Source organism: Acinetobacter sp. ANC 4558, from assembly GCF_002135375.1.
Classification (GTDB): domain Bacteria; phylum Pseudomonadota; class Gammaproteobacteria; order Pseudomonadales; family Moraxellaceae; genus Acinetobacter.
Map to the genome: position 1 here is coordinate 22,033 of NZ_NEGH01000022.1, position 6,640 is coordinate 28,672.

5 protein-coding genes and 1 rRNA gene are annotated in these 6,640 nt (G+C 35.2%); 3 read left to right on the top strand and 3 right to left on the bottom strand.

The window, feature by feature from the left end; all coding sequences use genetic code 11:
• Positions 1-22: 22 nt before the first annotated feature.
• Complete coding sequence (locus B9T31_RS17115) at positions 23-985, bottom strand: TerC family protein (RefSeq protein WP_086183139.1); 963 nt, start codon at positions 983-985, stop codon at positions 23-25.
• Positions 986-1,293: 308 nt separating this feature from the next.
• The gene (locus B9T31_RS17120; protein WP_086183140.1) at positions 1,294-2,490 is read right to left on the bottom strand and encodes a sugar transporter; all 1,197 of its coding nucleotides are present in this window, start codon (positions 2,488-2,490) and stop codon (positions 1,294-1,296) included.
• A 224-nt stretch (positions 2,491-2,714) separates the two neighbouring features.
• On the opposite strand from B9T31_RS17120, the gene B9T31_RS17125 reads away from it, so the two are divergent.
• Positions 2,715-2,996 carry a GNAT family N-acetyltransferase gene (locus tag B9T31_RS17125; protein ID WP_086183141.1) on the top strand — a complete coding sequence of 94 codons (282 nt, stop codon included), beginning with the start codon at positions 2,715-2,717 and terminating at the stop codon, positions 2,994-2,996.
• Between the two features lie 73 nt (positions 2,997-3,069).
• Here the strand turns inward: B9T31_RS17125 and B9T31_RS17130 are convergent, their stop codons facing one another.
• On the bottom strand, positions 3,070-4,197 hold the full coding sequence (locus tag B9T31_RS17130) for an anhydro-N-acetylmuramic acid kinase (RefSeq protein ID WP_086183142.1): 1,128 nt from the start codon (positions 4,195-4,197) through the stop codon (positions 3,070-3,072).
• 63 nt (positions 4,198-4,260) lie between these two features.
• On the opposite strand from B9T31_RS17130, the gene tyrS reads away from it, so the two are divergent.
• Both tyrS and B9T31_RS17140 read left to right on the top strand, forming a co-directional pair.
• A complete protein-coding gene (gene tyrS, locus B9T31_RS17135; RefSeq protein ID WP_171264797.1) occupies positions 4,261-5,493 on the top strand; it encodes a tyrosine--tRNA ligase in 1,233 nt (410 codons plus the stop codon).
• Between the two features lie 1,031 nt (positions 5,494-6,524).
• A 16S ribosomal RNA gene (locus B9T31_RS17140) occupies positions 6,525-6,640 on the top strand; the annotation flags it as partial.

The following is a 6,640-nucleotide window of genomic DNA, read 5'->3' on the forward strand; positions in this document are numbered from 1 at the left end:
GCTTTTAAATGATGATTTGATTTTATAGCGTTGTTTCATGTTGCCTTTTACTATGTTGAATCGACATCCATGCTGTAATAGCCAATACAAGAATAATAAAACTGAGTGAAATCCAAATTGGCATATGGAATACATCAAGCATTAACATTTTAAATCCTATGAATAATAAGATTAATCCTAGACCATAGGGTAAATAATGCATTTTAGCTGCTGCACCCGACAATAAGAAAAACATCGCACGTAAACCTAGAATTGCCATTAAATTTGCAGTTAGGACAATAAAAGGATCGCTGGTTACGGCAAATATTGCAGGAATAGAATCGACTGCAAAAATAACATCAGATGCTTCAACTAAAATTAAGACTAAAAAGAGAGGAGTTGCCCATAACACACCATTTTGGTGAACAAAAAACTTGTTTTCATGCATCGTTGGCGTAATACGCATATGTTTACGTAAGAATTTTAAGATAGGCATTTCTTCAATATTCGGATCTTCATCTTGTCCTTTGAGAAATTTAAACCCTGTATAAACCAGAAAAGCACCAAAAATGTAAAGAATCCAAGAAAATTCTTGAACAAACCAAGCACCAATAAAAATAAAGATAGTTCTTAAAACAATAGCACCGAGTACACCATATAGAAGTAATTGGCGTTGTAATGCAGGTGGAATAGCAAAAGCTGCAAAAATCATCAACCAAACAAAGACATTATCAATTGCTAATGATTTTTCTAACAAATATCCAGCAAAATACTCCATAACCTTGGTATTAGCTAAGGTTATACCTACTGTTTGTTGTAAATAAAGCCATAATCCGCCACCAAATAATGCAGCGACAGAAACCCAAGCAATACTCCAAAAAGCAGCTGTTTTAATTTTAACGTCTTGACCTTGTTTTTGTTTAAAACCAAGAAAGTCAATAATTAGCATAATTGCGACAATACTGAAGAAAGCCAAGTACAGCCCTAAAGTACCAATTGTTTCCATGTGTGTTTCTCCACATCGAACAACTGATCATAAAAAAAACCTTGATCAGTTGTTCAATGATATTAATATCAATAACAACATGATCAAGGTCTTGCCTACATCTTAAAATGATAAAGATGCTCAGATACCGACTTTTTGCAAAGTGTAATGACGATAGTCTGACACGTGAAATTTTTATGAAGCTCATATCGTTTCACGTTTGGAGGAGGCTACTCCCCTTGTTCAAATTCTGTTTTGGACGAATCCAAATCTTATAACCAAGCATGACAGATTTTATTTTGATGTGCAAATTTATTCAACAGGTGATCTTAAACATTTACTTTGGAGAAATCTGCTCGATTAACTAAGTAGAGCGCTAATACTGTCCCCAATGTAGCAATAACTCCGCCAACAATGCCAATATAATTGAGCCCAAAATGTAAGGTCACGAATCCGCCAATAAGTGCACCACCGCCGATACCAACATTATATAAACCAGAAAAAATGGCCATAGCAACGTCAGTTGCATCAGCGGCTAAACTCAGCGTTTTAGCTTGTAGTGCCAAACTAAAGCCAATAATGGCAACCCCCCAAAATACACTGAGTATGCTCAAGTTGACAAAACTAGAAGCTGCCAGAAGCAGAGCAAGCATTGAAATGGCTAGACAACTAGTCATTAAAGGAATGAGCGTTTTATTGAGTTTTCTCGCAAATTTTCCAAAGAGGTAAGAACCAATAAAGCCAGCGCCACCATAAATTAATAATAGAGAAGTAATTTGTGCTGAATCAAAATGTGCAACATTTAAGGCAAAAGGTTCAATATAGCTATAAGCAGTAAATTGCGCACTAATGACGATGATAACTAAGGCAAAAACAAACATTAAGCTCGGTCTTTTTGCCAATATTTTTAAACTGCTTAATGAACCCGTATTGACACTCGGTAGGCGTGGCAATGTTTTAGATAAAATAAGACAGACAATACTGGCACAAATAGCAATTAAACCGAATGAATTTCTCCAACCATATTCGTCACCAATCATTCGACCAAAAGGGATACCCAGTACCATTGCCAAGACTGTACCTGTTGAAAGTAACCCTAAAGCTTGAAATTCTTTTCCTTGAGGGGCAATACGCACAACGAGTGATGCCGTAATTGACCAAAATAATGCATGTGCTATGGCGATACCAATGCGACTGAGTAGTAAAATAGAAAAGCTCCATGCAAAATAAGAGAGCACATGGCTTAAAATAAACACCATAAATAAACTAATCAGTAGAAATCGCCGTTCGATATTTTTGGTTAAAAGCATAATTGGTAATGAAATTAATGCTACAACCCAGGCATAAATAGTGATCATGGTACCAACTTGCGTGACGGGCATTGCAAAACTTTGTCCAATATCACTGAGCAGTGCGATGGGAATAAATTCAGTGGTGTTAAAAATAAATGCGGCAAATGCCAATGTGATAACACCTACCCACTGTGTATGGGTATTTTGAGCATTTTTAGGAAATGTAGATGACATTGATCTATCGTTATATGGCGTAATCGTTTATGAGCCGATATTCTATATTGTTCATATTTTTCTAGCGATAAATATTTTTGTTTTAGCTTCATTTGGACTTTATGATGTGAAATTAGTTATCGGTATCAAAAAGGGCAAATAATGCAAAATTTTATTGATTATTTTTTAAGTAAAACCTGATAAATCAAGCTATATTAATTCAAAATAATGTCCATGGATCAATGATGCAGATACAACATAAAGTATATGAAAAAGGTGGTGTTTTTTATATTGATGAACATCAAAAAAAGCTTGCAGAAATTACTTATCAATGGAAAAGTGAGTCGACGATTATTGCAGATCATACATGGGTAGATGATTCACTTAAAGGGCGGGGGGTTGCACGTCAATTACTCGATACTTTGGTTGATTTTGCACGTGAAAATAATTTAAAAATTATTCCTGTTTGTAGTTATGTCGAAGTGATGTTTAAACGAGATACGGGTTTAAGTGATGTGATTGCTTAAACTATAAATAACGGATGAAAAATAAAAAGCCCTCAGTAGTTTGAGAGCTTTTTTAGAATCAATTGTTAAAGGGTTAAACTGCCGTTATCGTTCCCAAAATTCGATAACCCTCGGCACCTGTGACTGCAGGTAAGTTACCACTTTGTTGTGCTGTAAAACGCATTGCTAACCATGCAAATGCTGTTGCTTCAACCCAAGTTGGGCTAAGACCTAAATCTGCTGTGGTCTGTACAGTCCATTCATGTTTACGTAAGCGCCAGCGTAACTGTTCAAGTAAGTGTGAATTATAAGCACCTCCACCGCAAACATAAACTTCTCCTGTGTTCATACCTGAGCGATATATGGCTTTTTTAATTGCTCGTGTGGTGAGTTTTAATAAAGTTGCTTGAACATTTTCGGGAGTATCTTCAAGTTCATCATAAACAATATCATTTCGCCAGTCGGCAATTTGTTCATCTAACCACTCAATATTGAAATCTTCACGACCAGTGCTTTTCGGTGGTTCTTTTGAAAAAAATTCATGCGCTTGTAAGCGATCTAATAAATGGCGAATAGGCGTACCATAGGCTGACCAATTGCCATTTTCATCATACGGTTGTCCTGTATATCGATGGCACCAAGCATCCATTAATATATTGGCAGGTCCCGTATCAAAACCAAAAACGCGCTCGGGTTGACCTGCAGGTAATAAGCTGACATTGGCTATGCCACCTAAATTTAGAATGACACGATGGATATTTTCATGTTGAAAAATCGCTTGATGAAAAGCAGGAACTAATGGTGCACCTTGACCTTTTGCTGCCATATCTCGGCGGCGAAAATCTGAAATGACTGGAATTTGCGTGAGTTCTGTAATGATATTAGGATCACCAATTTGTAAAGTAAACTCATATTCAGGACGGTGGCGAATGGTTTGTCCATGAGAGCCAATTACTTTGATTGCTTTTTTATCTAAATTATTTTCTTTTATGAGCTTATTTATGCCATGACCAATCATTTTAGCTAAAGCAACATCTGCTTTTCCCATGCGATCAATTTCATTGTCATTGGGTAATGTGAGTGCCATGAGTTCATTTCTTAAATCAGGGTCAAACTCTAATGATAATGTAGCGTGAAGCTGCAATGGTTCAAATGATGCAGCAACAATATCAACACCATCCATACTTGTGCCAGTCATTACGCCAATATAGATTGCTGTCATGATTATTCTTAAGCCTGCAATGTGCTGAAAAAATGGTAGTATATCGCACAAATTGGATAACTGATGTATTTGGATTCTGTGATGTCAAATTTCCTTCCTGCTGAAGAACAACTTGCTCTGATTCAAAGAGGCACTCATGAAATTATTTCTGAGGAAGATTTACTGAAGAAATTAAAAGCAAATCGCCCTCTTAAAATCAAGGCGGGTTTTGATCCGACTGCACCAGATTTACATTTGGGGCATACGGTTTTAATTAATAAACTAAAGGTTTTTCAAGATTTAGGACACGAGGTTACCTTCTTAATAGGCGACTACACGGCCATGATTGGTGATCCAACAGGTAAAAGTGCGACTCGCCCTCCTTTGTCTCGTGAGCAAGTTCTTGAAAATGCAAAAACATATCAAGAGCAAGTGTTCAAAATTCTTGATCCGAATAAGACCAAAGTGAGATTTAACTCTGAATGGTTTGCATCTAAAACAGCGGCAGATTTAATTCAATTAGCATCACAGCAAACAGTTGCTCGTATGCTGGAACGTGACGATTTTACGAAGCGTTATAACAACCAACAACCGATTGCAATTCATGAGTTTTTATATCCATTGGTACAGGGCTATGACTCTATTGCACTAGAAGCAGATGTAGAACTTGGTGGAACTGACCAAACTTTTAACTTGCTGATGGGGCGTACATTACAAGGGCGTTATAACCAAGAATCGCAAGTGTGTATTACCGTACCAATTCTTGAAGGTTTAGATGGCGTTAATAAAATGTCTAAATCTTTAGGGAATTATATTGGTGTATTTGATGCACCTGGAACAATGTATCAAAAAGTACTTTCCATGCCTGATACATTGATTGAACGCTACTTTGATTTATTAAGTTTTAAATCAATTGCTGAAATTCAGCAATTATTAAAAGAAATTGCAGAAGGTCGAAATCCACAAGAAGTGAAGAAAATTCTTGCACTTGAGTTGGTTGAACGTTTTCATGGTAGTGACGCCGCTGAGAATGCACATAAAGGTGCAGGTAATTTAATCACAGAAGGTGAATTACCAGAAGGGACACCAGAAGTTACGATTTCACTTGGTGAATATGGTGGTGAAATCTTTATTACATCTATTTTACGTGCAGCAGGTTTAACAAAGAATGCCGCTCAAGCAAAAGACGCCGTGGGCCGTGGTGCTGTAAAAGTAGATTGGGAAACTGTAGATGCTTCATTTTCTGTCAAAGAGAATATCACTCTGATTGTTCAGGCAAGTAAAAAAGCGATTGCAAAAGTGATATTTGTAGATTGATGCTTTGGTGAACGTTGAAAATTGAGTAAAGATAAATAGAAGCAGACTTAGGTCTGCTTTTAATTTATAGAACCTATATATATTATTTTAGAGAGTAGATTTAAAAAAACCTTATAAAAAATAAACTTAAATTTACCAAAAAGTCTTGATTTTATAAAGATAGGTACATTAAGCTTGGGAATATCTGAAAATACAACTGTATATATTCAGAAAGTAATATTTTATAAATAATTAAGTTTTATGATTTTAAAATAACAATAATTATAACGAGGATGAATCTATAAGAGATTCAATTAATAGAAGGAGATTTTGGGAGAGATCTCTTTCTTTTTTTATATGTAATATGAAGTTGTTTAAGTTTTTATAAGAACATAAATAGCATTAGACAAAACATAATAAGGTTGATGAACTAAAAACTAAATATTCACAGTTATATTGATATCAATATTTAATACAAATAACTCCCCATCAAACATTAAAAAACTTAAGTATTTACTAGATAGAGGAAGTAAATTCTAGAAATTGTATTACCAGTTTATTTTCTATAGTTGAAGTGTCTAATAAATATCCAAAAACAATATCAAAATATCACTATAGATTTTTTAATATCAACAAATATAAATAGGTTTGAAAAATAATTATCGTAAATATGTCTAAAAAATAGTTAAAAATAAGCTTTTTTTAACGTTTTTGATGAAAAATAAAACACCTAGAAGATAATCATAAAAAAAGGGGTTGCAATGATTTTGAAATAGTCTAGAATGCACCCCATACCGACGAGATAGACGGAAACGAACGAAGCACGCAGTGCTAAGTTGTTGAGTTTATTGAAGTCCATCATCTAGTACTGACGAGGTATTAGAGAGATCATTAAGAGAATATGAAGAACAACTTGTGTGGATTTTTACTGATTGATCGATCGAAAATATTTCATTGATAATTGGTAAGAATTACTCGAAGTTTATTTGAGAATTTTTTGTCAGTAATTGATGAGCCAGATTTAGTACTTTTATTAAAGTACAAAATGATTTTAACTGAAGAGTTTGATCATGGCTCAGATTGAACGCTGGCGGCAGGCTTAACACATGCAAGTCGAGCGGGGAGATGTAGCTTGCTACATCACCTAGCGGCGGACGGGTGAGTAATG

Excerpts from the sequence above, each read along its gene's own strand:
- B9T31_RS17120 (WP_086183140.1), bottom strand. The coding sequence starts at position 2,490 with ATGTCATCTACATTTCCTAAAAATGCTCAAAATACCCATACACAGTGG.
- tyrS (WP_171264797.1), top strand. The coding sequence starts at position 4,261 with ATGTATTTGGATTCTGTGATGTCAAATTTCCTTCCTGCTGAAGAACAA.
- B9T31_RS17115 (WP_086183139.1), bottom strand. The coding sequence starts at position 985 with ATGGAAACAATTGGTACTTTAGGGCTGTACTTGGCTTTCTTCAGTATT.
- B9T31_RS17125 (WP_086183141.1), top strand. The coding sequence starts at position 2,715 with ATGCAGATACAACATAAAGTATATGAAAAAGGTGGTGTTTTTTATATT.
- B9T31_RS17130 (WP_086183142.1), bottom strand. The coding sequence starts at position 4,197 with ATGACAGCAATCTATATTGGCGTAATGACTGGCACAAGTATGGATGGT.